This is a genomic window from Cognatundibacterium aquatile (assembly GCF_014699135.1).
Classification (GTDB): Bacteria; Pseudomonadota; Gammaproteobacteria; order Burkholderiales; family Burkholderiaceae_D; genus Undibacterium; species Undibacterium aquatile.
Genome location: NZ_JACOFT010000003.1, coordinates 622654 through 648405 on the forward strand (window position 1 = coordinate 622654; position 25752 = coordinate 648405).

Annotated in this window: 24 protein-coding genes; 10 read left to right on the forward strand and 14 right to left on the reverse strand. The window is 48.8% G+C overall.

The genetic code is table 11. The features are described 5' to 3' along the window. The first annotated feature begins 16 nt into the window (after nt 1-16). Nucleotides 17-409 carry a response regulator gene (locus H8K26_RS11295; RefSeq protein ID WP_186883241.1) on the forward strand — a complete coding sequence of 131 codons (393 nt, stop codon included), beginning with the start codon at nt 17-19 and terminating at the stop codon, nt 407-409. Further along, nucleotides 410-2062 carry a diguanylate cyclase gene (locus tag H8K26_RS11300; RefSeq protein WP_190479559.1) on the forward strand — a complete coding sequence of 551 codons (1653 nt, stop codon included), beginning with the start codon at nt 410-412 and terminating at the stop codon, nt 2060-2062. Nucleotides 2063-2179: 117 nt separating this feature from the next. Here the strand turns inward: H8K26_RS11300 and parC are convergent, their stop codons facing one another. Continuing rightward, complete coding sequence (gene parC / locus H8K26_RS11305; RefSeq protein ID WP_190479561.1) at nt 2180-4495, reverse strand: DNA topoisomerase IV subunit A; 2316 nt, start codon at nt 4493-4495, stop codon at nt 2180-2182. Between the two features lie 164 nt (nt 4496-4659). Continuing rightward, nucleotides 4660-6651, reverse strand: a complete 1992-nt coding sequence (locus H8K26_RS11310; RefSeq protein ID WP_190479564.1) for a DNA topoisomerase IV subunit B — start codon at nt 6649-6651, stop codon at nt 4660-4662. A gap of 135 nt (nt 6652-6786) precedes the next feature. Between H8K26_RS11310 and H8K26_RS11315 the strand changes: the two genes are divergently transcribed. Further along, complete coding sequence (locus H8K26_RS11315; protein WP_190479565.1) at nt 6787-7620, forward strand: response regulator; 834 nt, start codon at nt 6787-6789, stop codon at nt 7618-7620. Between the two features lie 9 nt (nt 7621-7629). On the opposite strand, the gene H8K26_RS11320 is transcribed toward H8K26_RS11315, so the two are convergent. Together H8K26_RS11320 and H8K26_RS11325 are read right to left on the reverse strand one after the other, a co-directional pair. Beyond that, nucleotides 7630-8799: a vWA domain-containing protein gene (locus H8K26_RS11320; protein ID WP_190479567.1), complete on the reverse strand. Its 1170-nt coding sequence runs from the start codon at nt 8797-8799 to the stop codon at nt 7630-7632. 11 nt (nt 8800-8810) lie between these two features. Further along, entirely contained in the window at nt 8811-9404 is a 594-nt protein-coding gene (locus tag H8K26_RS11325) for a GNAT family N-acetyltransferase (protein WP_370527152.1), read from the reverse strand. A gap of 243 nt (nt 9405-9647) precedes the next feature. Here H8K26_RS11325 and rpsT point away from each other — a divergent pair, with 243 nt between their 5' ends. After that, on the forward strand, nt 9648-9911 hold the full coding sequence (rpsT, locus tag H8K26_RS11330; protein ID WP_186883248.1) for a 30S ribosomal protein S20: 264 nt from the start codon (nt 9648-9650) through the stop codon (nt 9909-9911). Between the two features lie 131 nt (nt 9912-10042). Here the strand turns inward: rpsT and H8K26_RS11335 are convergent, their stop codons facing one another. The 3 genes from H8K26_RS11335 to H8K26_RS11345 form a co-directional block, all read right to left on the reverse strand. After that, entirely contained in the window at nt 10043-10432 is a 390-nt protein-coding gene (locus H8K26_RS11335) for a DUF192 domain-containing protein (RefSeq protein ID WP_223826993.1), read from the reverse strand. A 173-nt stretch (nt 10433-10605) separates the two neighbouring features. After that, nucleotides 10606-10806 carry a hypothetical protein gene (locus H8K26_RS11340; RefSeq protein WP_186896672.1) on the reverse strand — a complete coding sequence of 67 codons (201 nt, stop codon included), beginning with the start codon at nt 10804-10806 and terminating at the stop codon, nt 10606-10608. Between the two features lie 143 nt (nt 10807-10949). After that, nucleotides 10950-11495 carry a pseudouridine synthase gene (locus tag H8K26_RS11345; RefSeq protein WP_190479569.1) on the reverse strand — a complete coding sequence of 182 codons (546 nt, stop codon included), beginning with the start codon at nt 11493-11495 and terminating at the stop codon, nt 10950-10952. A gap of 182 nt (nt 11496-11677) precedes the next feature. Here H8K26_RS11345 and icd point away from each other — a divergent pair, with 182 nt between their 5' ends. Beyond that, nucleotides 11678-12931 (forward strand): NADP-dependent isocitrate dehydrogenase, encoded by a 1254-nt coding sequence (gene icd, locus H8K26_RS11350; RefSeq protein WP_186883252.1) that lies wholly within the window; start codon nt 11678-11680, stop codon nt 12929-12931. A gap of 300 nt (nt 12932-13231) precedes the next feature. On the opposite strand, the gene H8K26_RS11355 is transcribed toward icd, so the two are convergent. Then, nucleotides 13232-13414: a hypothetical protein gene (locus tag H8K26_RS11355; protein ID WP_190479571.1), complete on the reverse strand. Its 183-nt coding sequence runs from the start codon at nt 13412-13414 to the stop codon at nt 13232-13234. Nucleotides 13415-13537: 123 nt separating this feature from the next. On the opposite strand from H8K26_RS11355, the gene H8K26_RS11360 reads away from it, so the two are divergent. Beyond that, nucleotides 13538-16153: a DUF3857 domain-containing protein gene (locus tag H8K26_RS11360; RefSeq protein WP_190479572.1), complete on the forward strand. Its 2616-nt coding sequence runs from the start codon at nt 13538-13540 to the stop codon at nt 16151-16153. A gap of 22 nt (nt 16154-16175) precedes the next feature. Beyond that, entirely contained in the window at nt 16176-17405 is a 1230-nt protein-coding gene (locus H8K26_RS11365) for a hypothetical protein (RefSeq protein ID WP_190479574.1), read from the forward strand. 107 nt (nt 17406-17512) lie between these two features. Here the strand turns inward: H8K26_RS11365 and H8K26_RS11370 are convergent, their stop codons facing one another. From H8K26_RS11370 to H8K26_RS11380, 3 genes are all read right to left on the reverse strand, one after another. After that, nucleotides 17513-18133, reverse strand: a complete 621-nt coding sequence (locus tag H8K26_RS11370; protein ID WP_190479726.1) for a response regulator — start codon at nt 18131-18133, stop codon at nt 17513-17515. Then, nucleotides 18133-19497, reverse strand: coding sequence for a cache domain-containing protein (locus H8K26_RS11375; protein WP_190479577.1), 1365 nt, complete (start codon nt 19495-19497; stop codon nt 18133-18135). The genes H8K26_RS11370 and H8K26_RS11375 overlap by 1 nt, the downstream gene beginning before the upstream one ends. 116 nt (nt 19498-19613) lie before the next feature. Then, nucleotides 19614-19817 carry a cold-shock protein gene (locus H8K26_RS11380; RefSeq protein ID WP_186883254.1) on the reverse strand — a complete coding sequence of 68 codons (204 nt, stop codon included), beginning with the start codon at nt 19815-19817 and terminating at the stop codon, nt 19614-19616. Between the two features lie 386 nt (nt 19818-20203). Between H8K26_RS11380 and clpS the strand changes: the two genes are divergently transcribed. The 3 genes from clpS (at nt 20204) to H8K26_RS11395 (ending at nt 23164) form a co-directional block, all read left to right on the forward strand. After that, a complete protein-coding gene (gene clpS, locus H8K26_RS11385; protein ID WP_186883255.1) occupies nt 20204-20512 on the forward strand; it encodes an ATP-dependent Clp protease adapter ClpS in 309 nt (102 codons plus the stop codon). After that, nucleotides 20509-22809 carry an ATP-dependent Clp protease ATP-binding subunit ClpA gene (clpA, locus tag H8K26_RS11390; RefSeq protein WP_186896669.1) on the forward strand — a complete coding sequence of 767 codons (2301 nt, stop codon included), beginning with the start codon at nt 20509-20511 and terminating at the stop codon, nt 22807-22809. The genes clpS and clpA overlap by 4 nt, the downstream gene beginning before the upstream one ends. A gap of 76 nt (nt 22810-22885) precedes the next feature. Then, nucleotides 22886-23164 (forward strand): hypothetical protein, encoded by a 279-nt coding sequence (locus tag H8K26_RS11395; RefSeq protein WP_186883257.1) that lies wholly within the window; start codon nt 22886-22888, stop codon nt 23162-23164. A gap of 200 nt (nt 23165-23364) precedes the next feature. On the opposite strand, the gene dut is transcribed toward H8K26_RS11395, so the two are convergent. Genes dut through lspA form a run of 3 tightly spaced genes read right to left on the reverse strand, consistent with a single transcriptional unit; the run spans nt 23365 to nt 25601 of the window. Next, entirely contained in the window at nt 23365-23814 is a 450-nt protein-coding gene (gene dut / locus H8K26_RS11400; protein WP_186883258.1) for a dUTP diphosphatase, read from the reverse strand. A gap of 47 nt (nt 23815-23861) precedes the next feature. Then, on the reverse strand, nt 23862-25064 hold the full coding sequence (coaBC, locus tag H8K26_RS11405) for a bifunctional phosphopantothenoylcysteine decarboxylase/phosphopantothenate--cysteine ligase CoaBC (RefSeq protein WP_190479728.1): 1203 nt from the start codon (nt 25062-25064) through the stop codon (nt 23862-23864). Nucleotides 25065-25082: 18 nt separating this feature from the next. Continuing rightward, nucleotides 25083-25601 (reverse strand): signal peptidase II, encoded by a 519-nt coding sequence (lspA, locus tag H8K26_RS11410; protein ID WP_190479591.1) that lies wholly within the window; start codon nt 25599-25601, stop codon nt 25083-25085. Nucleotides 25602-25752 lie beyond the last annotated feature (151 nt).

The window sequence follows — 25752 nt, forward strand, 5'->3', positions numbered from 1 at the left end:
TGTTTAAGGAGTGAGAATGACATCTGCAAACCTGGTCAACATTTTGTATGTTGAGGACGACTCCGATATACAGACGGTGGCGCAGATTGCCCTTGAAGTTGTTGGCGGCTTTGTTCTGAAGACCTGTAGTTCAGGCAGTCAGGCACTGTCAGAGGTGAAAGCGGGCTTTGTGCCGGATTTGCTGTTGCTCGATGTCATGATGCCCAATATGGATGGACCAACGACATTGGCAGAGTTACGTCAACTGCCCGTAACGGCGACGACGCCGGTGGTTTTTATGACGGCGAAAGTGCAGACCTCAGAATTGGAACTGTATTATTCCTTAGGTGCCATCGGCGTGATCGCTAAACCTTTTGATCCTATGGAATTGTCCGCACAAGTCGCTAAACTCTGGCAGGAAAGAAAATAGATGTCAGAAAAAATGGATAACCTGCAAGAGAAACTGCGTAAGCTGGAAGCGCTTTTTTTGCAGAAATTACCCTCCCGGTTTGACGAGATCACTGGTGCATTAGGACAGTATTTGCACAACCCGCAGGACAAAGAGTCACTGACGGCTTTGCATCGTCATCTGCATACGATGGCCGGTTCCGCAGGCACTTTCGGCTTTGAAGAGTTGGGTGTGCAGGCGCGGGTGTTTGAGTCGCGTCTGAAGCCATTATTAAGCGGCACAGAGTGGAGTCAGACTGAGCTGGACGATTACGCCCGTGATATTCGCGATTACTTTGCTGCCGCACTCAACAATCTCAACAAGGAACATGCGCCGGGTGATATCGCATCCGCAGACGCGAGCGAAGTGGCGTCGTCCGATAATCAGTCGCGGCTGATTTATCTGGTCAATCAGGATTGTCGGCAAAATCAGGAAATTACGACCCAACTTGAGCATTTTGGTTACGAGACCATCAGCGTGGAACAGTCGAAAAATCTGGCTCTGGCGGTAGCGCGACGACGCCCGGATGTGATTGTGATCGATATGGGATCTGCCGAAGATGGCACTGGCGGGGTCGAAGAAATAAAGAAAGTAGAACAACTGCAACGCTTGCGTATTCCAACGATTTTTATTTCGAAGTCGAGTAGTTTTGATTCTCGCCTGATGGCGGTGCACGCCAAGGGTGATGGCTACTTTACTAAGCCAGTCGATGTCGTCGAGCTGACTGAAAGAATCGATACCATCTTGCAGCGCGATGAGACGAAAGGCTACCGGATACTGATCGTCGATGATGATGTGGTGACGGCGAATTATTACGGTGAGATTTTGCGCAATGCCGGCATGATCGTGCAATTGCTGAATGAGCCAACCCGGATATTGTCTGTCATGACAGATTTCCGCCCTGAGCTGTTGCTGCTCGATGTCTACATGCCATTGTGTAGCGGCATTGAATTGTCGCATCTGATTCGTCAGGACAATTCGTACGTGGATGTGCCTATCGTATTTTTATCCAGCGAGGCTGACCCACAGAAACAGCTGGAAGCAGTGCGTGCTGGTGCGGATGATTTCATTACCAAACCGGTGGCGCCGGATTACCTGATCTCGTCGCTGGCAACGCGTGCCGAGCGCTATCGTTCTTTGCGTGCGCTGATTATGCGCGACGGACTGACTGGCTTATATAACCATACTGCGATCAAAGAGCATCTTGCCGCCGAGATTTTGCAGGCGCATCGCAATGCGACGCCGCTGGCGTTGGCGATGATCGATCTCGATTATTTCAAGCAGGTGAACGACCAGCATGGGCATGCTGCCGGCGACCATGTATTACGTATGTTGGCGCGTTTGTTGCGTCAGCGTCTGCGCCGTACAGATATCGTCGGGCGTTACGGTGGTGAAGAGTTTGCTGTTATTTTTCCGCATACCGATGCAAGTACCGCACGCCGGGTGCTGGATCAGGTCCGCATTGCATTTGCGAAAATTCTTCAGCATTCAGAAAACAGGGAGTTTTCTTCAACGTTTTCTGCCGGGATTGCCGATCTGGAGTTATCTGGCGATGTCGATACCTTGTTTGATGCTGCCGATGCGGCGATGTACGTCTCCAAACAAAGCGGACGCAATTGCATTACGATCGCCTGAGGTCTGAGGTTTGTTTTATGGCTGCCAGTCTTGCTGAGGAAAACGACTTCTTAAAATAAAAAAGCCTGAACATCGTTCAGGCTTTTTTTATCGGTATCAGCTTAGCTCAGGCTTAACTCAGCCCAGCTTCTGCAAGCTGCTGGCCCTGATTTTTGCTTCCAGCGGCTTGCCTTTGCGAGCACGTTTGTTGATGTGGACAGACAGGGCATTGGCGCTCAGATTCACTTCCTGCACTTTGCCACCACGTCCGGTTCCCGTTACCCTGACGCCTTTCTGGCTGATCGCCTGCGCCGCCAGCAGGGCTTCTTTTTCTTCGAGTTCCATCAGAATAACGCCGCGTCCACCGCTCGATAATTGCTTGATTTCATTCAGACCGAAGACCAGCAAACGGCCATTTTCAGACAAGCAGGCTATCGCGCTGGCATCTTCGCTGATGACCGCTGGTGGCAGCGGCAAATCGTTTTCTTCCAGCGTCATAAAGGCTTTGCCAGCCTTCATACGACCAACCATGTCACCCACTTTCGCGGTGAATCCATAACCGGCATCAGAGGCCAGCAACAAACCGGTGTCATTGTTACCTGCGAAGTAATGCAGAATCTTGGTGCCAGCCGCTAGATCGATCAGCGTCGTAATCGGCACACCGTCGCCACGCGCACCGGGCAGGGCGGCAACGGGGACAGAATAGACTCTGCCGTTCGAGCCAAATACCAGTAAATGATCAACCTTGCGGCATTCAAACGTGCCATACAGGCTGTCACCCGCCTTGAACGTGAACTGGCTGGCTTCATGTCCGTGACCAGTGCGGGCGCGCACCCAGCCTTTATCCGAGATGACAACCGTGACTGGCTCATCGACCACTTTTTGTTCTACCGATGCGCGTACTGCTTCTTCTATCAGCGTGCGGCGTGCATCGCCAAATTGCTTTGCATCGGCTTCGATTTCTTTGATCAGCGTTTTCTTCATCGACGCAGGATTGTCGAGCAAATCATGCAAGCCCGCTTTTTCTTTACGCAGCTCTGCCAACTCTTGCTGAATTTTAATTGCTTCCAGCCTTGCTAACTGGCGCAAACGAATTTCCAGGATATCTTCCGCCTGCCGGTCGGATAAGCGGAAAGCCTGTATCAACGCGGGTTTCGGCTCATCCGACTCGCGGATGATGCGGATCACTTCATCGATATTGAGTAAAACTGCTTCGCGGCCTTCGAGAATATGAATGCGGTCATCGACTTTTTTCAGACGAAATTGGGTGCGACGTGTGACGGTCGTGAAACGGAATGCGATCCACTCGCTGATGATATCGAGCAGACCTTTCTGGCGTGGGCGACCATCGCCACCGATCATCACCAGATTAATCGACGCCGAACTTTCCAGCGAGGTATGCGCGAGCAACATTTGCATGAACTCGGCCTGATCCTGATTTTTCGATTTTGGTTCCAGTACCAGTCGCACAGGTGCATCTTTGCCCGATTCATCACGCACCGTATCGAGTACCGACAAGATCACTTGCTTTAACGCGACCTGTTCGGGCGACAGTGTTTTTTTACCGGTTTTGATTTTCGGATTGGTCAGTTCTTCGATTTCTTCCAATACCTTTTGCGACGAGACGCCCGGCGGTAATTCGGTCACCACCGCTTGCCACTGACCGCGCGCCATGTCTTCTATTTTCCAGCGGGCGCGCACTTTCATGCTGCCACGACCACTCGCATACATCTCCGCAATCGCCGATGCCGGCGTGATGATTTGACCGCCGCCGGGGAAATCCGGGCCGGGAATATATTCCATCAACTCCGCCTGTTTCATGGCCGGGTTGCGGATCAGCGCGACGGCGGCTTTGGCGACTTCGGTCAGATTATGCGAAGGGATCTCCGTCGCCAGACCGACCGCGATACCGGATGCACCATTCAGCAACACCATAGGCAAACGCGCCGGCAGCAGCTTGGGTTCTTCGGTGGTGCCGTCATAATTCGGCTGAAAATCGACGGTACCCTGATCGATTTCATCCATCAGCAATTTGGCAATCGGCGTCAGGCGCGCTTCGGTGTATCGCATTGCCGCCGCACCATCGCCATCGCGCGAGCCGAAGTTACCTTGTCCATCGATCAGCGGATAACGCAGCGAAAAATCCTGCGCCATCCGTACCAGTGCGTCATACACAGACTGATCGCCATGTGGATGCAGCTTACCGAGCACATCACCGACCACCGCAGCCGATTTACGCGGTTTGGCCGACGAATTCAGACCGAGTTCGTTCATCGCAAACAGGATGCGACGCTGCACCGGTTTCTGACCATCGCAGACGTCCGGCAAGGCGCGTCCTTTGACGACGGAAATTGCGTAATCAAGATAAGCACGTTCGGCGAAACTCGCCAGCGTCAGTGCTTCGCCATCGCCTGGCGGCGGTGTCTGTTCAAATAAATTCGCTTGTTCGCTCATAGTTTTTTATTCTTTGTTGCATCCGGCAAAATGCCACTTTGTTTGCCGATATTCGTCATTTTTGGGGAGTATGTCTGAAAATACACCTTATGTCCGCATATTCATTGGGGTGTTTACATATACTGGGGGGGGTATTTTCAGACCTTAAAAAGCATTTCAGCGCCTTAAATATCGGCCTCGACAGCATTACCGTGTTCTTCTATCCAGGCACGACGGGCCGCAGCTTCGCCTTTTCCCATCAGCATGTTGAAGCGCCCCTCGGAAAAATCCTGATCGAATTCACCGAGGCTGACCGGTAACAAACGGCGGGTGTCTGGATTCATCGTGGTTTCCCATAACTGTTCTGCATTCATTTCACCCAGACCTTTGAAGCGGGAAATATTCCATGCGCCGTCTTTGACACCTTCTTTGCGTAACTTGTCTTCGATCGACGTCAGCTCGGCACTGTCCAGCGCATAGATTTTCTGCGCCTGTTTTTTGCCACGTGCCGGAGCATCAACGCGGAATAGCGGCGGACGCGCAACGCAGATATGACCACGTGCAATCAGTTGGGGGAAATGTTTGAAAAACAGCGTCAGCAACAGCACCTGAATATGTGAACCATCGACGTCCGCATCAGACAAAATACAGATCTTGCCGTAACGCAGATTCGAGAGATCAACATTATCGTTCGTCCCATGCGGATCGACGCCGATGGCGACCGAAATATCGTGAATTTCATTGTTCGCAAACAGACGATCACGTTCCGATTCCCAGGTATTGAGCACCTTGCCGCGTAACGGCAGGATCGCCTGAAATTCTTTGTCGCGTCCCATTTTTGCTGAGCCACCAGCGGAATCACCTTCGACTAAAAATAATTCATTGCGAGTAATGTCGCTGGATTCGCAGTCCGTCAGTTTGCCCGGTAAAACGGCAACGCCAGAGGACTTTTTCTTTTCCACTTTTTGCGCTGAACGCAAGCGTGACTGCGCTTGTTTGATCACCAGTTCAGCGAGTTTTTTACCGTAATCCACGTGCGAGTTGAGCCACAATTCCAGCGGTGGTTTGGTGAATGAAGACACCAGCCGCACTGCATCGCGCGAATTCAGGCGCTCTTTAATCTGTCCCTGAAATTGCGGGTCCAGCACTTTGGCTGACAGCACAAATGAGACGCGCGCAAACACATCTTCTGGCAGCAGCTTGACGCCTTTCGGCAGCAGCGAATGCATTTCAGCAAAGCTCTTGACCGCGCCGAATAAGCCTTCGCGCAGACCGGATTCATGCGTACCACCAGCTGGCGTCGGAATCAGATTCACATACGATTCACGCACCACATTGCCTTCTTCGGTCCAGGCCACGACCCACGATGCGCCTTCGCCTTCGGCAAAACCTTCGGTGTCCGCGCTGGCGAATTGCTCGCCTTCAAACAGCGGGATCAGTGGTTCGCCATGCGAATACTGGGCCAGCGCTTCGGTCAGATAACCACGCAAGCCCTGATCGTATTGCCAGGTTTGCGATTCACCGGTTTTGGCATTGCTCAGTGTGACTTTCACGCCTGGCAGCAAGACCGCTTTTGAGCGCAGCAAACGCTGTAACTCACCTTGCGGTATATTCGCAGAATCGAAATATTTTGCATCGGGCCAGATACTGACGCGGGTGCCGCTCTTTTTATCGCCACGGGGAATAGGCTGGCTGCGCAGTGGTTCTATCACATCGCCATCAGCAAAGGTCAACTGATGTAAGCCAGCTTCACGCCAGACGGTAATTTCCAGGCGTTTGGATAGCGCGTTTGTGACAGAGACACCAACGCCGTGCAGACCACCGGAAAACGCATAGGCTCCGCCGGAACCTTTGTCGAATTTACCGCCGGCGTGCAAACGTGTGAATACAATTTCGACCGTGGGAACACCTTCGTCCGGATGCAGTCCAACCGGAATACCGCGACCGTCATCCTCAACGCTGACGCTGCCGTCAGTGTTCAGAGTGACTTGTATATGTTTGCAATGACCGCCCAAAGCTTCATCGGACGCATTGTCGATGACTTCCTGGATAATGTGCAGAGGGTTTTCGGTGCGGGTATACATGCCCGGTCTTTGTTTAACCGGTTCCAGCCCTTTGAGGACGCGGATGGATGATTCGCTATAGTCGGACGGAGTCGTATTTTTTTTAGTGGCCATGCAAATAGAAATCTGTTGTTTTGGTTAAAGTGCAATAATATTTTGCAATTTTTAAATACGGAATACATGATTTTAGATGTATTCTTGCATACGTTTTGGCAGCTATTGTAGCTGTAATAGGTAGATGGATAAACGATGTCAATAAAAACTCCAACGATCGCGATCCGACTGCTTGGATTTTCCGCCAAAGAGGAAGAAACTTTTTCTGCAGTACTCGCGGTAGCACGCGAGACCGGTTACAGCTATACGTGTCTGAGGACGGGGTGCGTCCAGGATCCGGACATGTATATCGTCAATGCCAGCAATATCAAAGCGATTGCAACACTGTCTGATCTTAATCCCGGCGATGCGATGCCGGTGTTGTTAATTGGTAAAACCGATATTGATTTACCTTATCAGGTGATGCCAAAGCCTATCCGCTGGCGCAATATTTTCGGCATTCTTGACGAACTGATCAATAAACGTGAACTGTTACTACATACTTTAGCTGCGCACACCATCAATTTAACCGTGCATGAGCGGCGCGCTCATAAACGCATAGATTTTGATCTTACCGATCCACAGGTGTATCAAAAAATGCGTGATACGCCGATGGCGAAGGGCGGCATTCTGGTCGTTGATAAGGACACGCAATTCCGTGAATACGTGGCGGCCATTATGGATCATTACGGTATTACTGTTACGCTGGCGGCCGATGAGCGTAGCTCCCTGATGCTGGATCGGAATAACCAGCATGCGCTGACCTTAATCAACACGTCTACCCCTGATGTCGATCCTTATCACCTGTGTGACGGGCTGAAAAAACAAAATCACGGTTTAAAGACTTCCGTGATTTTTTTAATCGATCAATCTTTTGATTACAAACTCGGGCTGGCGGAGCGGGTGCGTTGCGACGGTTTTCTGGTAAAACCATTGTCCCGTCGTGTTCTGCTCAGTACGATCAGAAAATACTTACACTTATTTAAATAAGCCCGGCGCTTACTTGCTGAGTAATCGCATTCCCCGTTCCAGTCCTTCTATGGTGACCGGAAACATGCGGTTGCTCATGACCTGACGAATAACCGAAATAGACTGCCGGTATTGCCACAAGCCTTCCGGTTCGGGATTGAGCCAGATATATTTGGGAAATGTCGTTGCAAAACGTTGTAGCCAGACAGCACCAGCTTCTTCGTTGTTGTATTCGACGGAGCCGCCCGGTTGCAGAATTTCATACGGACTCATGGTGGCATCGCCAACAAAGATGAGCTTGGTATCCGGTGGATATTTGCGCAAAACATCCCAGGTCGGAAATTTTTCCGCATGACGGCGACGGTTATTTTTCCAAAGATAGTCGTACACGCAATTATGGAAATAGAAGAATTCCATATTTTTGAATTCAGTTTTCGCTGCTGAAAACAGTTCTTCCGTTTGCTGTATGTGATCATCCATCGTGCCACCGACGTCCAGCAACATGAGCACTTTGATATTGTTTTTGCGCTCGGGTTGCATCTTGATATCAAGATAACCAGCATTGTTGGCCGTTGCTTTGATGGTGGCATCCAGCGCCAGTTCTTCCTCTGCACCCTGACGGGCGAATTTACGCAAGCGGCGCAGCGCGACTTTGATGTTGCGTGTGCCGAGTTCACGTTCAGCGTCGTAATCTTTGAACGCGCGCTCTTCCCATACTTTGACCGCACTGCGGCTGCCCCCCTTGCCGCCGATGCGTATTCCCTCGGGATTCGTGCCGCCATTACCGAAGGGCGAGGTGCCACCCGTGCCTATCCATTTACTGCCACCTTCATGCTGTTCTTTTTGTTCGTTCAGCAGCTCTTTAAGTCTGTCTATGAGTTTGTCGTAGCCAAACTTTTCGATCGCCGCTTTTTGCTCGTCGCTCAGTTCGCGTTGCAGTCGCTTGGTCAGCCAATCGAGAGGGATGTCAGGACGTTGCTCAAAGATCGTGTCTATCCCCTTGAAATACATGCCGAACGCTTTATCGAATTTGTCGTAATGCGCTTCATCCTTCACCATGATCGTACGCGATAGGAAATAAAAATCGTCGAGTGACATGTTGATCAGACCTTTATCCAATGCTTCAAGCAGCATCAGAAATTCTTTGATCGAGACAGGAATTTTGGCGTCTTTTAACGTAAAGAAAAAATCAATCAGCACTTGTTTATCTCTCAGTATTTATTTTGCATATATTGCAAATTCTTTTTTAAGCCCGGCCATTCATTTTGCAGAATGCTATACACAACCGTATCACGGATACGTCCGTCGGGTAATATCATGTGATTGCGCAAAACCCCGTCACGTTTGGCACCAAGCCGCTCAATTGCAGCTTGCGAACGTCGGTTAAACCAGTCGGTACGGAATTCTACCGCGATGCAGTTCAGCACTTCAAATGCATGGGTCAGCAGTAATAATTTACATTCCGTGTTGATTGCCGAGCGTTGCACCGATTGCGAATACCAGGTGTAACCGATCTCCAGGCGCTGGTGTTGGTGATCTATATTGCAAAAGCGGGTAGATCCTACAATTTTGCCTCCTGATTTCTCGCGGACGACAAACGGTATTGCCTTTTGCTGGGACTGCATGGCGAGCGCTGTATCAAGCCACTGTTGTGTTTGTTCCGGCGCGGGTACCGAAGTAAAGAATAGTTTCCACAGTTCACCATCGGCAGCCGCATTGCGGATATCCGCAATATGTGCCTGCTCTAAAGGCTCCAGACTGACGCTTGTTCCCTGCAAATGTAGTGGCTGACATTCCATACTGATTCCTCGCGGTAGTTATTTTTTAAGACTGTTGCACAAAAAGTCTGTGAATATCAGTAACAATAATGAAAAAATGGGTGAGTGAAGATGGTTTCACGGGTTATAATCTTCTATTCACTCAAAACAACAGCAATGCTTGCTAACGAAAATAAAAGCCGTTATACTGCAAAGCTGTATAGAATTTTGCGGCGTGGCATTTAATCAAATGTTTTGACCTCGTCGCTTTGACCACGTTTAGGAAATCTCATGGCAAATACCGCACAAGCACGCAAACGTGCTCGTCAAGCAGTAAAACAAAACGCACACAATTCCAGCCAACGCTCGACTCTGCGTACAGCAATCAAAGCTGTTCGTAAAGCAATCGAAGCTGGTGATAAAGCTGCTGCTGCAACAATTTTTCAAGCTTCCGTATCGACTATCGATCGCATCGCTGACAAGAAAATTATTCACAAGAATAAGGCTGCCCGTCATAAAAGCCGCCTGGCTTCCGCTCTGAAAGCTTTAGCTTAATTGCTATTCTGCCTGCAGATAAGTGCAGGCGATTTCAGATGTAAAAAAACCGCATTTTTTGCGGTTTTTTTGTTTTCTTCTTCAGATTTCATCAGATACACAGATGTGTTGGGTATCTGATGCGAAACTGCTCAGCGCAGTGGCAGGCCTTCAATTTTGCTGCCTGGTTTAATATTTTTTTGTTTGAACCAACCCTGATTCATTTCCAGTGCGTAGCGCACCGTCTTTTTCGCACAGTGAGAGTCGGTCGTTTCTGGCTGCATATCTTCAATGTTGACGATTTTCCCTTCGCCGTCGATAAATGCGACAGACAATGGGATCAGTGTGTTTTTCATCCACATACAAACGCCGGCCGGAGCGCCAAAATCAAATACCATGCCTTCGTTGATCCCCATTTTGGTTCTCAACATCAGGCCTTGTTCCCGATCAGCATCACTGGCAGCCACTTCTGCTTGAATGACGTAAATGCCAGCAGAGAGTTGTTTGACAGGCAGTTTTCTTTCAGCATGAGCAAGAGGCATCAGCACGCTGAGTAGAACAATACTTGCCGCTTTCAGTTTGATATTCGGGAAAAGGTTCATCATGGTTGGAATCAGGTTAAAAAAAATAACAACAGGTATGCTACCGCAAATGAAAAAGGCAGGAATACATCCTGCCTTTTTTATTTTGCGATCAGGTAATTAATTTGCAGTAATTACTTTGTCGCAGATGCGGATGCTGCAGCTTCAGCAGCAGCTTTTTTCGCTTTCTTCGTTTTTTTAACTTTTTTAGCTGGTTTAGCAACTTCAGCCGAAGCAGAAGCAGATGCCGGAGTGGAAGCTGCCGGTGCAGGGGCTTGTGCGAAAGCGGCTGAAGCAAACAGACCAGCAATCAGAGTGGCGATCAATTTTTTCATGTTAACTTCCTTTGCGTGAGTATTTGGGAGGGTGATTCAATAGGAATCATCTGGATAACGCACTCAAACCCAGATAAGTTGACATGATATTGCAGCACATAGGGGAAATCGCAATTAATTATGCTGCAAGGCAATAAAGCAACTCAAACGCCCACTTCTTGCCATTCTCCTGGCAATAAAGGATGTGTTTCTAATGAGAATCCTCCAATTGCAGTACGTATCAAGCGCAAAGTGGGAAGTCCGACTGCTGCCGTCATTCTTCGAACCTGGCGGTTTTTTCCTTCCGACAGAATAATGCACAGCCAACTGGTCGGAATATTGTTTCGGTGCCGAATTGGCGGTGTTCTTTCCCATAACCATTCAGGTGTTTGTACGTGCATGACGGTGCATGCCTGAGTCACAAAATCCCCCAGATCTAAAGGATTGCGCAAACGCTCCAGCGTTTCTTTGTCAGGTATGCCTTCTACTTGCACCAGATAGGTTTTCGCTTGTTTGTGATCGGGATGACTGATGCGATTCTGAAGTTTGCCGTCATCTGTCAGTAAAATTAAGCCCTCACTATCTGCATCAAGACGTCCCGCCGGGTATATATTAGGGATGTGCAAATAGTCCGCCAGAGTTGGCCTGTCCGGATGAGCGGAAAACTGGCACATGACGTTGAATGGTTTGTTAAATAGGATGAGTTTCATGGCAATATGGTAACCGCAATTTTGTAAACAGATGGCATCCAGTAAAATACTAGTGCATAATACGAAATGAAGGTCTTGTGTCTTATAGAAGAGTTAATAGCGATATTGACCGCTATGTTAGCAAGCAAGGCATATTACGAGAAAAGCGTGACCCGCTTGATCGCCTAACTACGGAGAAAACGATGTATCAACATATTAAAGTACCTGCTGAAGGTAAAAAAATTACCGTCAATGCTGACTTTTCATTGAATGTTCCTGATAATCCTATCATCCCTTTTATCGAAGGCGATGGTACTGGTGTTGATATCAGCCCGGTCATGATCAAAGTCGTTGATGCGGCCGTAGCAAAAGCCTACGCAGGCAAGCGCAAAATCAGCTGGATGGAAATCTATGCTGGTGAAAAATCCACGAAAGTATATGGCCCAGATGTCTGGTTGCCAGAAGAAACACTGAAAGTATTGAAAGACTACGTAGTTTCCATTAAAGGTCCATTGACAACGCCAGTTGGCGGTGGCATTCGCTCCCTGAACGTGGCTCTGCGTCAGGAACTTGATCTGTATGTCTGCCTGCGTCCTGTGCGTTATTTCAAAGGCGTACCATCCCCAGTACGTGAACCAGAAAAAACAGACATGGTGATCTTCCGTGAAAACTCAGAAGACATCTATGCCGGTATCGAATTCGCGCAAGGTTCCGATCAGGTTAAAAAACTGATTAAGTTCCTGCAAGACGAAATGGGCGTGAAAAAAATCCGCTTCCCTGAAACTTCAGGCATTGGTATCAAACCAGTTTCTATCGAAGGTACTGAGCGTCTGGTTCGTAAAGCGATTCAATACGCGATCGACAATGACAAGCCATCTGTGACTATCGTCCACAAGGGCAACATCATGAAGTACACCGAAGGTGGCTTCCGTGACTGGGCTTATGCATTGGCGCAAAAAGAATTCGGCGCAGAACTGATCGATGGCGGTCCATGGTGCAAATTCAAAAATCCAAAAACAGGTAAAGAAATTACTGTTAAGGATTCGATTGCTGATGCATTCCTGCAGCAAATTTTGTTGCGTCCGAATGAGTACAGCGTTATTGCTACACTGAACCTGAACGGCGACTATATTTCTGATGCGTTGGCGGCTCAGGTTGGTGGTATCGGTATCGCTCCTGGTGCTAACTTGTCTGATTCAGTTGCTATGTTCGAGGCAACACACGGTACAGCACCTAAATACGCTGGTAAAGATTATGTGAACCCAGGTTCATTGATTTTGTCCGCTGAAATGATGTTGCGTCACATGGGATGGACTGAAGCTGCTGATTTGTTGATTTCTTCAACAGAAAAAGCAATTACGGTGAAAAAAGTCACTTATGATTTTGCCCGTCTGATGGAAGGTGCTACTCAAGTATCTTGCTCCGGCTTCGGCGATGTCATGATAGAAAACATGTAAATCTGAGCACTGCTTTCTGGTTGGAGAAATCCGGCCAGACAGGTAAGACGCAGTCAGAGCCCCCTGTTTTGCGACAGGGGGCTTTTTTGTCGTTTATCTGTACCCAGAGCGCGAGACTTAATGAAGATTTCTTCTACCGGTTTTTAGCCAAAAAGACATCTCATTCTGATAGAATTAAGTTGAAAAACAAATCTCGAAGTTGATTTTCAAGGCAGGTGCAGTTTGTTGGATCAAGGCTTCGGGATCCGTGTGAGACCACTCCGGTCTGTGTTCCCGTGGCTTGTGACGGCAGAATGCTACTCACTTTTCTTGATTATGAATTTCAAGTGAGTGACCATTCTTTGCATACTTATGACGCCATTCATGACACCCGCCCTGTTCAAACTGACCAGGCTGAATAAAATATCCTCTATCTCCTTCAAGAGTACTGCCTCTGTACTTTGCATCTTTTTTTGCCTCTGCTTGCTGGCCCTGTGCAGTCATGCTTCTGCGGTGCAAACCGAAGCGCAGACTAGTGGCAGGCCGCAGGAGTCCCAGCGCTTTGAAAAAAATCTGGTTCGCGGCGAGCCAGTGCCCTCATGGGTAGAATTGGATAATGGAAGCCAGGTGGCAAATACCAGTAATGCCGCGCCACTGGTGGTTCGCCTGTCCGATGTCCAGACCTATGTAGACAAGCAGGCAAGCACTTATGTGCATCGCATGATGCAGGCAAATGAAGCCTCCATGCTGACGCAGGTGGGCCGGATTGAGATTCCATTTCATCCCGAATATCAAAGAGTGGGCTTGCACAGCATCCGGGTCATCCGGGGTAGTCAGGTATTTGACAAAACCACTACCGCTGATATCCGTTATTTGCAGATGGAAAGTGAACTTGATTCCGGCATTTTCACAGGTTCAGTTACCGCGTCGATTGTGATTGATGACATCCGCATAGGCGATATTGTCGATATAGCGTATTCAACGACAGGGCAGAATCCGGTTTTTGATGGTCATTTCTTCTCGACCCTGATGTGGGATAACAGTTACCCGATTTTGCGCAAGCGCATACGTCTGAACACGCCAGCCAGCAGACCGGTCAAATACCGCATTCTTGGCCAGGGCAGTGGCAATATCCAAACCAGGGAAGAGCAACTGGCGGGCCGCAAGATCATTACATTTACTGCGGATCAGATCAAGGCAATAGAGTTTGAACCCTATGTGCCGCACGACATATTCCAGTTCAGGGTCATACAGTTTTCAGAGTTTTCACAATGGCAGCAAGTCAATCAATGGGCGCAAAACCTGTTTGACGTCAGCACCAATAGTGCCGAACTCGATAAAGTCGTGGCGGGGCTGCGTGGGGCGGGTAACTCAGACCAGACTGTGCAGCAAGCGCTGGCTTATGTACAGAATGAGATACGCTATCTGTCGATTTCCATAGGTGAGAATTCTCACAAGCCTTTCCCGCCGGACGTAGTGCTGGCCCGCCGTTACGGCGATTGCAAGGACAAGTCTCTGTTGTTATCGACGATTTTGAGCAAACTGGGGATAGAGGCAGCTCCTGTCCTGATTTCTGCATCCAACCCAGCAATGCCAGGAAAAATGCTGCCTTCTCCTTTGGCATTTGATCATGCAATCGTCAGGGTCAGGGTAAATGGCAAAGTCTATTACCTCGACCCGACCAGGGCCGCCCAGTACGGGCCGCTTGCCAATATGGGACAGGTACACGCCGGTGCTGAAGTACTGGTGATTAACAAGGATAGTTTTGAACTTGCCACGATCCCCAAAAATGAAGAGGGCACGGCGACCGTTAATGGGCGTCTGGAAAAAATACGCCTGGATAAAATGGATGGCGTGGCAGAGTTTCAGGTTACGCATCAGTATTCAGGCATAGAAGCTGAGCAGGTGCGTTCTTACCTGGCACGGCAAACCAGAGAGCAATTGAAAAATACCTACGTCGCCTCAGTGTTGAGACGCTATCCTGATGCCGAGCTCAAGTCAGGCCCAACTGTTGCTGACAACCGCCAGGCCAATACTGTCAATATTGAATTGAAATTCCAGATACCTGGCTTGCTGGTCCAGAATGCTTCTGGATGGCAGCTGCGCTATCAGGCATCAAATATGCGTGAGCGTTTTTATATTCCTGAAAATCCCAAACGCAAGCAAGCCCTGATCGTGCCGACACATCCGCCGCTGATACGCTATGAACTGGAAGCTAGATTGCCAGAAAAGGTCAATGCGAACTACACGCCTTCGATTACAAATATTGATGACCCGGCATTCAAGGCAAGCGAAACTTTGACTTTCAAACAGAATGTGTTCAAGGCCAGCGTCGAGTTGCACAGCCTGAAAGACAGGATAGCGCCGCAGGACGTGGTTGTTTTCATGGCAGATACCCGCAAAGTCGGTGTCATGCTGGAAGGTAGTATACAGATACGCAAGACGGACTTGCGTGAAACTGCTGCTCGTGACTTGCCTGACGTACCAATCAAGCAGAAGGTAAGGGAACAACTGGAAGAGGAAATACGCAACAAATCCAGCCTCATCAATGAAGCGCGCGCCAGCGGCAGTGTCCCTGCGCAGGCACTCTGCGAACGCAGCCTGGCCTATGCGCGTATGGGGCGCAAATCCGATGCCCTGGCAGATCTGCAGATAGCCAGAAAGGATGCCCCGGATAGCTTGGAATATTTACGCTGCCGTTCAAATGCCTATTATGCGATAGGGGACTTTAAAAACAGTGAAGCAGACAGCGCACGCCTGTTGTCCCTTGGAGCTGCTGATGGCAGGCTTTACATGTCGCGCGGCATGTCCTTGTTTGCCCTGGGTAAATGGCGGGAGGCTGCAGATAGTTTTGCCTTGGCGATAGAGCAAGGCAGTGGCAGCCAGGCCAAATTGCGCGCCAGCATCATGCGCCAACTGGCACTCAGGCGGCAAAATCTGTCATCCAATCTCAATAACGCCGTGGATGGCAGTGATGACTGGTTTAGTGACATGTTGTCAGCCACTTATGCAGGCGGGAAGTCGGAAGACCAGGTATTGCATCAGGTGCATAAGCGCACAGGAGATGAGCTTGATGTGGCATTGGCCGAGGCCTATTTCTACATCGCTCAATTGAATATGATTAACGGTAACAAGATCAAGGCCTCAGTTTACATGCAGAGATCTGTTGAAAAAAGTCCGCTCAACGCAGATTACCGGCCATTGGCTGAGTTTGAAGCAGAGCGATTAAAGAAAAATAAATAAAACTATTGATGAGGGAGTAGTGATGTTGGTGTGTAGATTATTGTTAGTGCTGTTTTTGTCGTCTCTGGCATCGTTTTCTGGTGCCGCCGGGATACCGATCAAGAATCCGGCGGCGCTTGAGGATGTGCAACAGATTGTCAGTACCTTTGGTATAGACCAGGGAGTACAGAATGCTATTCGCCGTGACCTGGAAAATAACAACAAGACGAAGCCTGAATTGTATTTTGATCCGGTAATTTATATGCAGCCGTTTACAGTCGAGGCGATTAATCAGCATATTTCCGTTGTGCTGGCAAAATACATTTCATCGGATTATGCACAAAAGCTGTTGAAGGAATTACCCAAGCCTGCTGGTAAAATTTCTACCCGTCTCTGGCGGACTGAAATGAACCAGAGCCTTGATGCGGCACGTGGCGAATTCAATAAACTGTCGCCAGCTGATCGCAAGGCAGTTAACGACTTTCGCTCTTCACCAACCTTCCTGAGCATGCTCAATGCACTCAATAACAGCCGGGAGGAGCGTCAGGAAGAGTTGGGAAACTGGTCAGGCAATGAAATGCGGGCGAGGGTACAGCAATCGCGCAAGGCAATTGCAGAATTGATGGAAATCAGTATCAAGCTTGAAAAAGAAGAAATTGACGAAAACGTCAAATTGTCCGAACGTATTCCTCTTACTGGCCAGCGCTCTTTTGATCAGGAAGCTCGTCTGACTTTCGAATACCTGCGTGCCAATATCAAACAGAATTTGCGTTTTTCTGAAGAACTCAAGGCATTGGACCTGGCGAATGCATTAAAACCTGCCATCCTGACTTCCCGCCAGGGCATAGAAAACAGCAACCTGGCCATTCTTGCAGCAGAGGCCATGTTTGACAATAATTCCAAGCGCTATGATAGCCTGCGCGCAAGCTATACCGACGCCATTGAAAAAATCATCATGTCGCCGCAACAGAGGCAGGATGTCATCGCCAACAATAAAAAGAATATGGAAGATATCCTCGAGCTGAGGATAAGACTCAACGAACATTTACGTGTTTTTCTTGAACTGAAAAAGCAGGTACTGGTACTTTGTGAGAGCCGATTCGGAAAAATAAAAGTTGAAGGTGATGCTCTGGTTTTCGACAGCGAGCAGGATGTCAATCAATATAACAGTCTCGTCAGGCAGATCAATGCAGAAAGACAGGCTCTGCTAAACATTGAAAAGCAAGATCTGGATGAGCGTAGCCGTTCATTGGCGACGTTTAGAAAGAAATAGAAGCCCTTAAAAATTCACCAGTCCAGTATTAATGATTCTCTGGAGGATTGGCTTTTTTTTAAGGGAGGTGTTTATTTATTTCAGCAATGTGGTACCGCACTGAGTTTTTAAATAATTATATTTCTTAAGGCGTAGCGGATGAGGTCTGCCTGACCTTCAATATTCAGCTTGCGCTTGATGTTAAGTCTGTGGGTTTCAACCGTCCTGACACTTAAACCTAAATCCAGAGCAATATGTTTGTTCGATTTACCTGTCGCAATGCTGTTCAGAACACACTGTTCCCGTTGAGTCAGAATCTGTGTTGCGTTGTTTGTATTGTTTTGCTTGAGGCCTGAGCTGAAATACACCCCGCCAGCCCTTACGGTTTCTATCGCGTTGATAATATCTTCTGCGGGAGCATCCTTCAGCACGTATGCGCGAGCACCTGCTTGTATCGCCTGACTCACATACTCGGCCTTATCGTGCATAGAGAGCATGATGATCGCGATCTGCGGGTAATCCTGTGTGAATTTTGCGGTCAGATTGATGCCATTGGTACCACCAAGATTAATGTCCATCAAAATCAGATCGGTTGCGTGAAGCGTCACCATTTTGCGAGCATCTGCTGCGTTACCAGCCTCGCCAACGATGTGAAAATGGGAAATGGTTTCCAGCCTGGCCCTTAATCCATCTCTGACCAGAGGGTGGTCGTCGACTAATAGCAGATTGATTGTCTTTTTATCTGTCATCATATTTCTCCATTCGGAATTTTTGCTATCACACTGGTGCCGCCTGCGCCTGAGAGTATATCCAGACTACCATTCACAGTGGCCATGCGCTCATGCATATTACTGAGTCCTATCCCGCGTTTGGGGTGATTTTCTATGCCTTGAATATCAAAGCCGGTTCCGTCGTCTTCGATTGTCAAGGAGATGATTTCTCCACTCTCAACGAGTTGTATATCCACGTGGCTGACGTTGTGGGCATGTTTATGGATATTGGTCAGCGCTTCCTGCGCAATCCTGAACAGAACTGTATTACTGATTTCTGACAATTTGCTGAAATTTCCTGTTGCCGTGACTCGTACCGGTAAGCCGCAGGCATTTTCAAATTCGCCAGCAAGATGTTCAAACGCTGCGACTAAGCCGAGATCATCCAGCATGGCAGGGCGCAGATCATGTGAAATTCTGCGTACTTCATTGAGCGCTTCATTGAGTTGTTGTGTTGCGCGGTGAAATGGCAATCTGGTTGCCTCCTGCGCCTTTTGGGGGCTATCCAGCTTTGCCAGGCCAGACTCTATCTGCAGCTTAATCGAGACCAGTAGCTGACTTAATCCATCGTGTAAGTCACGTGACAAGCGGGCGCGCTCATCCTCCTGAGAGCGAACGACACTCCTTGCCAGAACTTTCAGTTTGGCTTCGGCGATTCTGGATTCGCTGATATTCAACACCAAGCCCGACAGCGCAATCAATAGCGCACAAACCAGAGCGATGACGGCGATCCATATTAAGGTGCCACGTATATTCTTTTCTACCTGTACATCAATTTTATTCAGCGCTGCATCGACATCGTCGAGATAAATGCCGGTGCCAAGCATCCAACCCCAGCGATCAAGCAGAATGACGTAACCGAGTTTTGGCGCAATCTGACCGCTGGACGGCTTTTCCCACAAATAGCGTACCGCGCCACCACCGGCTTTGGCTTTGTTGATCAGATTCTGAATCGTAAAATTTCCTTCCGGATCCTTCAGGTGCCACAAATTTTGCCCCATCAGCTCTGGTTGCCGTGGGTGCATCAGATTATTGCCGTTCATGTCGTAAACGTAAAAATAGCCATCGTCACCAAAATCTAAGGTGGATAGCATCTTCTTGGCATGTTCCTGATTTTGAACTATGTCCTTACCATTGTTGTAAAAATGCTGAATTGCTGCATTTCCCAGACTGACATAGTGCTTCAGCTCCGCCTCTTTACTTGCCAGATACGCTTGCTCGACGGTGTTTCGCTGTTGCTTAGCCAAATTTGTCGCCTGATAGAAAACTGCCGCAGAAATACCTGCAAGCGAAAGCAAAAGAGGGATGATGGCCAGCAATATAAATTTATAGCGAAGTTTCATTTCGTCGTTGCGTCTTATGGAATGGGCGGTCTGCTATATCGTATTTATACAGTTATTCCAGAAAAATAAAAAACCCCGCAAAAGCGGGGTTTTTCAGAAAGTCCTAAATCCGGAAATTAAGGATTTTGGATGTTAGAAGCTTGCTTGCCTTTAGGGCCTTGCGTGACTTCGAACGCTACTTTTTGACCTTCTTTCAGTGTCTTAAAGCCGTTCATTTGGATTGCGGAAAAGTGGGCGAACAAATCCTCACCACCGTCGTCCGGAGTGATAAAGCCGAAGCCTTTGGAATCATTGAACCACTTGACGGTACCTGTTGCCATAATGCGTCTTTCAAATAAAAACTAATCACACGAGCCGTAAAAGCAAGAAACCTGGCGATATGCCAGCCCCCCCTAAACTTGCCCACTTCATATTGACTAATTACTACTAATGCAGTCAATAAATGTCATTCTTGGCGGAAAAAAAACTAAAGTCAAGAAACTTTTATTTACTTGTATCCTATTGTTGTATTTTTAAGTAATGTCAGCAAATTCCTTTATACATTTAAGTGAAATGTCTGCTTTTCACTTAAAACTTGATCTGTGAGAAATGATCACCATCTGTGAGTTTGTCCGAAAGCAGGTAACATCTGTTCAGAGCAGAAATAAGGTGGTTTTACCTGTTTATTATTTGCCTTTGGAACGAATCAACGTACTAGAATAGACGCATGGGAAACAAGCAAGAAAACGGTACGATACTGGAGCGGCAGACACAACAGCTCAAACCGCCTTCAATGTATCAGGTAATATTATTGAACGACGACTATACCCCTATGGAATTTGTGGTGGCGGTCGTTCAGGAATACTTTCATAAAGACCGCGAGACGGCGATGCAGATCATGCTCAAAGTACATAGAGACGGTAAAGGAATTTGTGGCGTATATTCGAAAGATATTGCACTGACTAAAGTGGAACTCGTTTTGACACACGCTCGTAAGGCAGGACACCCCCTGCAATGTGTGATGGAGGAAGTATGATTGCGCAAGAATTAGAAGTCAGTTTGCATATGGCCTTTGTTGAGGCCAGACAAGCTCGTTATGAGTTCATCACAGTCGAGCATTTATTGCTGGCTCTGCTGGATAATCCTTCGGCAGCCGAGGTGATGCGCGCATGCGCGGTCAATATCGATGACTTACGCAAAACCCTGAGTAACTTCATCACTGATAACACGCCGACCGTGCCTGGCACGACAGAGGTCGATACGCAGCCGACCCTGGGTTTCCAGCGCGTGATTCAACGTGCGATCATGCATGTGCAGTCGTCGTCAAATGGCAAAAAAGAAGTCACCGGTGCGAATGTGCTGGTTGCTATTTTTGGCGAGAAAGACTCGCATGCCGTCTATTACCTGCATCAGCAAGGTGTCACCCGTCTGGATGTCGTGAATTTTATTTCTCATGGTGTCCGTAAAGATAATCTGAACGAGCCGCAAAAATCTCCTGAAGGTGGTGATGAGGGGCAGGCAGATGCGCAGGCGAAAGAAAATCCACTGGATCAGTTCACCCAAAATCTGAACAAGTCGGCAGCGGATGGCAAGATTGATCCCTTGATCGGCCGCGACAGTGAAGTCGAACGCGTGATACAGATTCTGTGCCGTCGTCGTAAAAACAACCCCTTACTGGTCGGTGAGGCGGGCGTCGGAAAAACAGCGATTGCCGAAGGCCTGGCGTTACGTATCGTCAAATCAGAAGTACCGGATATCTTACAAAATGCAGTGGTGTATTCACTCGATATGGGCGCATTACTGGCTGGAACGAAATATCGCGGTGATTTTGAGCAGCGTCTCAAAGGTGTGCTCAAACAGTTGAAAGAGACACCGAACGGTATTTTATTTATCGATGAGATTCATACCATCATCGGTGCCGGTTCGGCTTCCGGTGGAACGCTGGACGCATCCAATCTGTTGAAACCGGCTTTGTCGAGCGGGCAGCTCAAATGCATCGGTGCCACAACCTACACCGAGTATCGCGGTGTATTTGAAAAAGATCATGCACTGTCACGCCGCTTCCAAAAAATTGATGTGAACGAGCCGACGGTTGAGCAAACTGTGCAGATTCTGCGCGGCTTGAAATCGAAGTTTGAAGAACATCACAATGTGAAGTATTCTGCCTCGGCATTGACCACGGCAGCGGAATTGTCTGCCCGCTTTATCAATGACCGCCATTTGCCGGATAAGGCGATTGACGTGATTGATGAGGCCGGTGCCGCGCAACGCATTTTGCCAAAATCGAAACAAAAGAAAACCATAGGCAAAGCAGACATTGAGGAAATTATTTCCAAGATCGCCCGTATTCCGCCGCAAACTGTCAATCAGGATGATCGCAGCAAATTGCAAACCATCGACCGCGATCTGAAAAATGTCGTGTTTGGTCAGGAACCTGCGATTGAAGCGCTGGCTTCTGCAATCAAAATGGCACGTGCCGGTTTGGGTAAAACAGACAAGCCTATCGGTTCTTTCCTGTTTTCCGGCCCGACTGGTGTTGGTAAAACCGAGGTCGCGAAACAGCTTGCCTTCACGTTAGGTATAGAACTGATTCGTTTCGACATGTCGGAATACATGGAGCGCCATGCGGTCAGTCGTTTGATCGGTGCGCCGCCGGGGTATGTCGGTTTTGATCAGGGCGGCTTGCTGACGGAGGCGATTAACAAGAAGCCGCATGCAGTGTTGCTGCTGGATGAGATAGAAAAAGCGCACCCTGATGTCTTCAATATTCTGTTGCAAGTCATGGATCATGGCACGCTGACGGATAACAATGGCCGTAAAGCGGATTTCCGTAACGTGATCATTATCATGACCACGAATGCCGGTGCCGAGAGCTTGCAGAAACGCTCGATTGGCTTTAATGACAGTCGTGAAGCCGGGGATGAAATGGCGGATATCAAGCGCATGTTCACGCCAGAATTCCGCAATCGTCTTGACTCGATCATCAGTTTCCGTGCCTTGGATGAAGAAATTATTCTGCGCGTGGTGGATAAGTTCCTGATGCAACTGGAAGAACAATTGCATGAGAAAAAAGTGGAAGCGACTTTCACTGATCACTTGCGTAAATTCCTCGCGAAGAAAGGTTTTGATCCGTTGATGGGGGCCCGTCCTATGGCTCGCCTGATCCAGGACATGATCCGCAAAGCGCTGGCCGATGAGTTGTTGTTTGGTCGTCTGGTGTCTGGCGGGCGCGTCGTGGTCGATCTCGATGATAAGGATCAGATTACACTGGACTTCAGCGAAGGTGATGCGACGCCGCCAGAGGCCTCGCAGGAAATCGTTGAAGTGGAATAAATAAAAAAGTGCACAGTGATCGTACTGATCGCTGTGCGTATAACTGATGTGCGGTGTTCACACTCGGGAGATCATAATGGGTAGTTTTGTCGTACCGTTGTATGTGTTGGATTACACAACCAAAACGATTAATGCTGTATTGTCGCCAGCTGCACTGGAAGGCAAAGAAGTAGAGGTCGATGTATATGACCGGCGTGACGCAGGGAAAAAATATACGGCAATCGGTCGCCGGATTAAAGGTGAAGATGACACATTTCTGATTTGTGTCACTTTGGATTCCGGCCCACATGAAGACTCCTGGAATTACACCTTACTGCGCGAATCCGCAGGTCGTAGCCGCAAAATGAAAAAATAAAAACCGGAGCTTACTCCGGTTTTTATTTGCTCTGCCGCTGAGGGCAGGGGCGCTGTTGATGTTGTTTACACGTTCAAAGCTTCGTATTTACCCATTTATATACTCCCGGGAGTATATTTCAGAGCCCTTATTTCCTGCGGGGATAAAGGCGAAAATATAAAAAACAGGGGGGAGTATATTTATTTCTGGCGTCGTGTTGCTTAATGTTTGCCGGTACTGCCAAAACCGCCGTCACCGCGTTCGCTGCCGCCAAACTCTTCCACGATGTTAAATCCAACCTGCACCACCGGAACGATAATTAATTGCGCCAGCCTATCCATAGGATTCAACGTGAACGCACTGTGTCCACGATTCCAGGTCGAGATCATCAACTGACCTTGGTAATCAGAGTCAATCAATCCCACCAGATTTCCCAGTACGATGCCATTTTTATGGCCCATGCCGCTACGTGGCAGAATCATTGCGGCATAAGCCGGGTCCGCGATATGGATCGCCAGCCCGGTCGGAATCAATACTGTTTCACCCGGTTGTATCGTGACAGACTCGTCCAGGCAGGCGCGTAAGTCCAGCCCCGCGCTGCCCGGTGTGCCATAACTTGGCAGCAAGTCTTTCATGCGTGGATCAAGAATTTTGAGATCGATATTTTTCATAAAAACTCAGAAAAAGAAAATGTAAGTAAGGCGAACAGTTTGTTCAATTAATGTGGCAAGCGTCGCGCGATTTCAGCCAACAATTGAATTGCCAGCGTTTGCTTGTCAGCACGTGGCAGCGCGGTGTGTCCGTGCTCGTCAAATAAGACGAGTTCATTGTCGTCTCTGCCGAACGTGTGGTGACCGATGTTGCCTACCAACAGCGGTATATTTTTCTTGATACGTTTCGCGGCACCGTATTCCAGCAGATTTTCTGACTCCGCTGCAAAGCCGACGCAGTAAGGCGCGCCGGGCATCGCGGCAACGGTGGCCAGAATGTCCGGGTTTTGTGCAAACACCAGTTGTGGCGTGTCATCGTGCTGCGTTTTTTTCAGTTTGTGCTCACTTGCATTGGCAACTCGCCAATCGGCCACGGCCGCGACGGCAACAAAAATATCCTGCTTGTGTTGTGCGAGGCTTTTCAGCACGGCATCATGCATTTGCAGCGCGGTCTGTACGTGGATGCGGCGCACGCCATGCGGCGCTTCGAGAGCGGTCGGGCCTGATATCAAGGTCACATGTGCGCCGGCTTCCCAAGCGGCAAGTGCAATCGCGTAACCCATTTTTCCGGAAGATAAATTGGTGATGCCACGCACCGGGTCGATAGGTTCGAAGGTTGGGCCTGCTGTGATGAGCAGGTGCTTACCAGCCAGTATTTTCGGCTGGAATGCCGCGATGATTTCCGTGAGTAATTGCTCAGGCTCCAGCATGCGTCCCATGCCGGTCTCGCCACAAGCCTGGTCGCCTGCAGCGGGCCCCAGAACCTGTATGCCGTCCTCTTCAATCTGAGCGACGTTACGTTGTGTCGCCGCGTTTTGCCACATCTCGACATTCATTGCCGGGGCGATCAGTAAAGGAACGTGACGAGGCCGGGCTATGCACAGCGTGGACAGCAAATCGTCACACGCACCATGGGCGAGCTTGAACATGAAATCGGTGCTGCAGGGGGCAATGATGATCGCGTCGGCATCGCGCGTCAGATCAATATGCGGCATATTGTTATGAATGCGCGCATCCCACTGATCGGTAAACACGGTATTGCCTGACAAGGCTTGCATCGTCACAGGTGTGATGAACTGTGTTGCGGCCTGCGTCATCACGACTTGTACATGAGCGCCTGCTTTACCTAATGCCCTTGTTAATTCAGCGACCTTGTAGCAGGCGACGCCACCGGTCATGCCAAGCACAATTTTTTTTCCAGCCAGTCGCAGACCCATGTTCAGCACTCCTTATTTTTTGACGCGACGCAATTCATCCAGAATGAACAGGGCTGCGCCGACCACAATCGCACTATCGGCGATATTGAAAGCCGGAAAGTGATAAATCTCTTTGTAATGGAAATCCAGAAAATCAATCACATGACCATACAACAGGCGGTCAATCACATTTCCCAGCGCACCACCCATAATCATCGCCAGTGCTGAGCAAAACAGCTTTTGCGTCGAGTGACGCTTCAGAAGGTAAGTAATGTACGCCGCTGCAATCAGCCCTATCGCGGTAAAGAAATAGCGCTGCCAACCAGATTCCGCAGCCAGAAAGCTGAATGCCGCGCCTTTGTTATACACCAGCGTCAGATTAAAAAAAGAGGTAATGCTCAGCGATTCAGCATAGGCGAATAATTTGGTGATGGTGATTTTACTGACCTGATCAAACAGAATAATGATCGTCGCCAGACCCAGCCAGGGTATCAGGGAGGAACCTGAAGTAGTTGAACCAGCAGAGAAATTCGAACGTTTTTTGGTAGCCATGGATAGTCTGAAAAGAAGAGAATGGGCGTAACCTTACCTGAAAGCAGGCGATGTCAGAAAGTTAAAGCAGTTTCATTTGCTGACTTACGCAACATCGCCATCATGCCTCGCCGGAACAATTTTGCGTCTGTGCTTCATTTAAACAAGACGG

What these genes read in the sequence shown, in the direction of transcription:
- parC (WP_190479561.1), bottom strand. Translation starts at nt 4,495, where the DNA reads ATGAGCGAACAAGCGAATTTATTTGAACAGACACCGCCGCCAGGCGAT.
- H8K26_RS11315 (WP_190479565.1), top strand. Translation starts at nt 6,787, where the DNA reads ATGTCAATAAAAACTCCAACGATCGCGATCCGACTGCTTGGATTTTCC.
- icd (WP_186883252.1), top strand. Translation starts at nt 11,678, where the DNA reads ATGTATCAACATATTAAAGTACCTGCTGAAGGTAAAAAAATTACCGTC.
- H8K26_RS11295 (WP_186883241.1), top strand. Translation starts at nt 17, where the DNA reads ATGACATCTGCAAACCTGGTCAACATTTTGTATGTTGAGGACGACTCC.
- H8K26_RS11375 (WP_190479577.1), bottom strand. Translation starts at nt 19,497, where the DNA reads ATGAAACTTCGCTATAAATTTATATTGCTGGCCATCATCCCTCTTTTG.
- H8K26_RS11380 (WP_186883254.1), bottom strand. Translation starts at nt 19,817, where the DNA reads ATGGCAACAGGTACCGTCAAGTGGTTCAATGATTCCAAAGGCTTCGGC.
- H8K26_RS11365 (WP_190479574.1), top strand. Translation starts at nt 16,176, where the DNA reads ATGTTGGTGTGTAGATTATTGTTAGTGCTGTTTTTGTCGTCTCTGGCA.
- rpsT (WP_186883248.1), top strand. Translation starts at nt 9,648, where the DNA reads ATGGCAAATACCGCACAAGCACGCAAACGTGCTCGTCAAGCAGTAAAA.
- lspA (WP_190479591.1), bottom strand. Translation starts at nt 25,601, where the DNA reads ATGGCTACCAAAAAACGTTCGAATTTCTCTGCTGGTTCAACTACTTCA.
- H8K26_RS11340 (WP_186896672.1), bottom strand. Translation starts at nt 10,806, where the DNA reads ATGAAAAAATTGATCGCCACTCTGATTGCTGGTCTGTTTGCTTCAGCC.
- H8K26_RS11310 (WP_190479564.1), bottom strand. Translation starts at nt 6,651, where the DNA reads ATGGCCACTAAAAAAAATACGACTCCGTCCGACTATAGCGAATCATCC.
- H8K26_RS11355 (WP_190479571.1), bottom strand. Translation starts at nt 13,414, where the DNA reads ATGACTGCACAGGGCCAGCAAGCAGAGGCAAAAAAAGATGCAAAGTAC.
- clpA (WP_186896669.1), top strand. Translation starts at nt 20,509, where the DNA reads ATGATTGCGCAAGAATTAGAAGTCAGTTTGCATATGGCCTTTGTTGAG.
- H8K26_RS11300 (WP_190479559.1), top strand. Translation starts at nt 410, where the DNA reads ATGTCAGAAAAAATGGATAACCTGCAAGAGAAACTGCGTAAGCTGGAA.
- H8K26_RS11335 (WP_223826993.1), bottom strand. Translation starts at nt 10,432, where the DNA reads ATGCCTCTTGCTCATGCTGAAAGAAAACTGCCTGTCAAACAACTCTCT.
- H8K26_RS11345 (WP_190479569.1), bottom strand. Translation starts at nt 11,495, where the DNA reads ATGAAACTCATCCTATTTAACAAACCATTCAACGTCATGTGCCAGTTT.
- dut (WP_186883258.1), bottom strand. Translation starts at nt 23,814, where the DNA reads ATGAAAAATATCGATCTCAAAATTCTTGATCCACGCATGAAAGACTTG.
- H8K26_RS11370 (WP_190479726.1), bottom strand. Translation starts at nt 18,133, where the DNA reads ATGACAGATAAAAAGACAATCAATCTGCTATTAGTCGACGACCACCCT.
- clpS (WP_186883255.1), top strand. Translation starts at nt 20,204, where the DNA reads ATGGGAAACAAGCAAGAAAACGGTACGATACTGGAGCGGCAGACACAA.
- H8K26_RS11395 (WP_186883257.1), top strand. Translation starts at nt 22,886, where the DNA reads ATGGGTAGTTTTGTCGTACCGTTGTATGTGTTGGATTACACAACCAAA.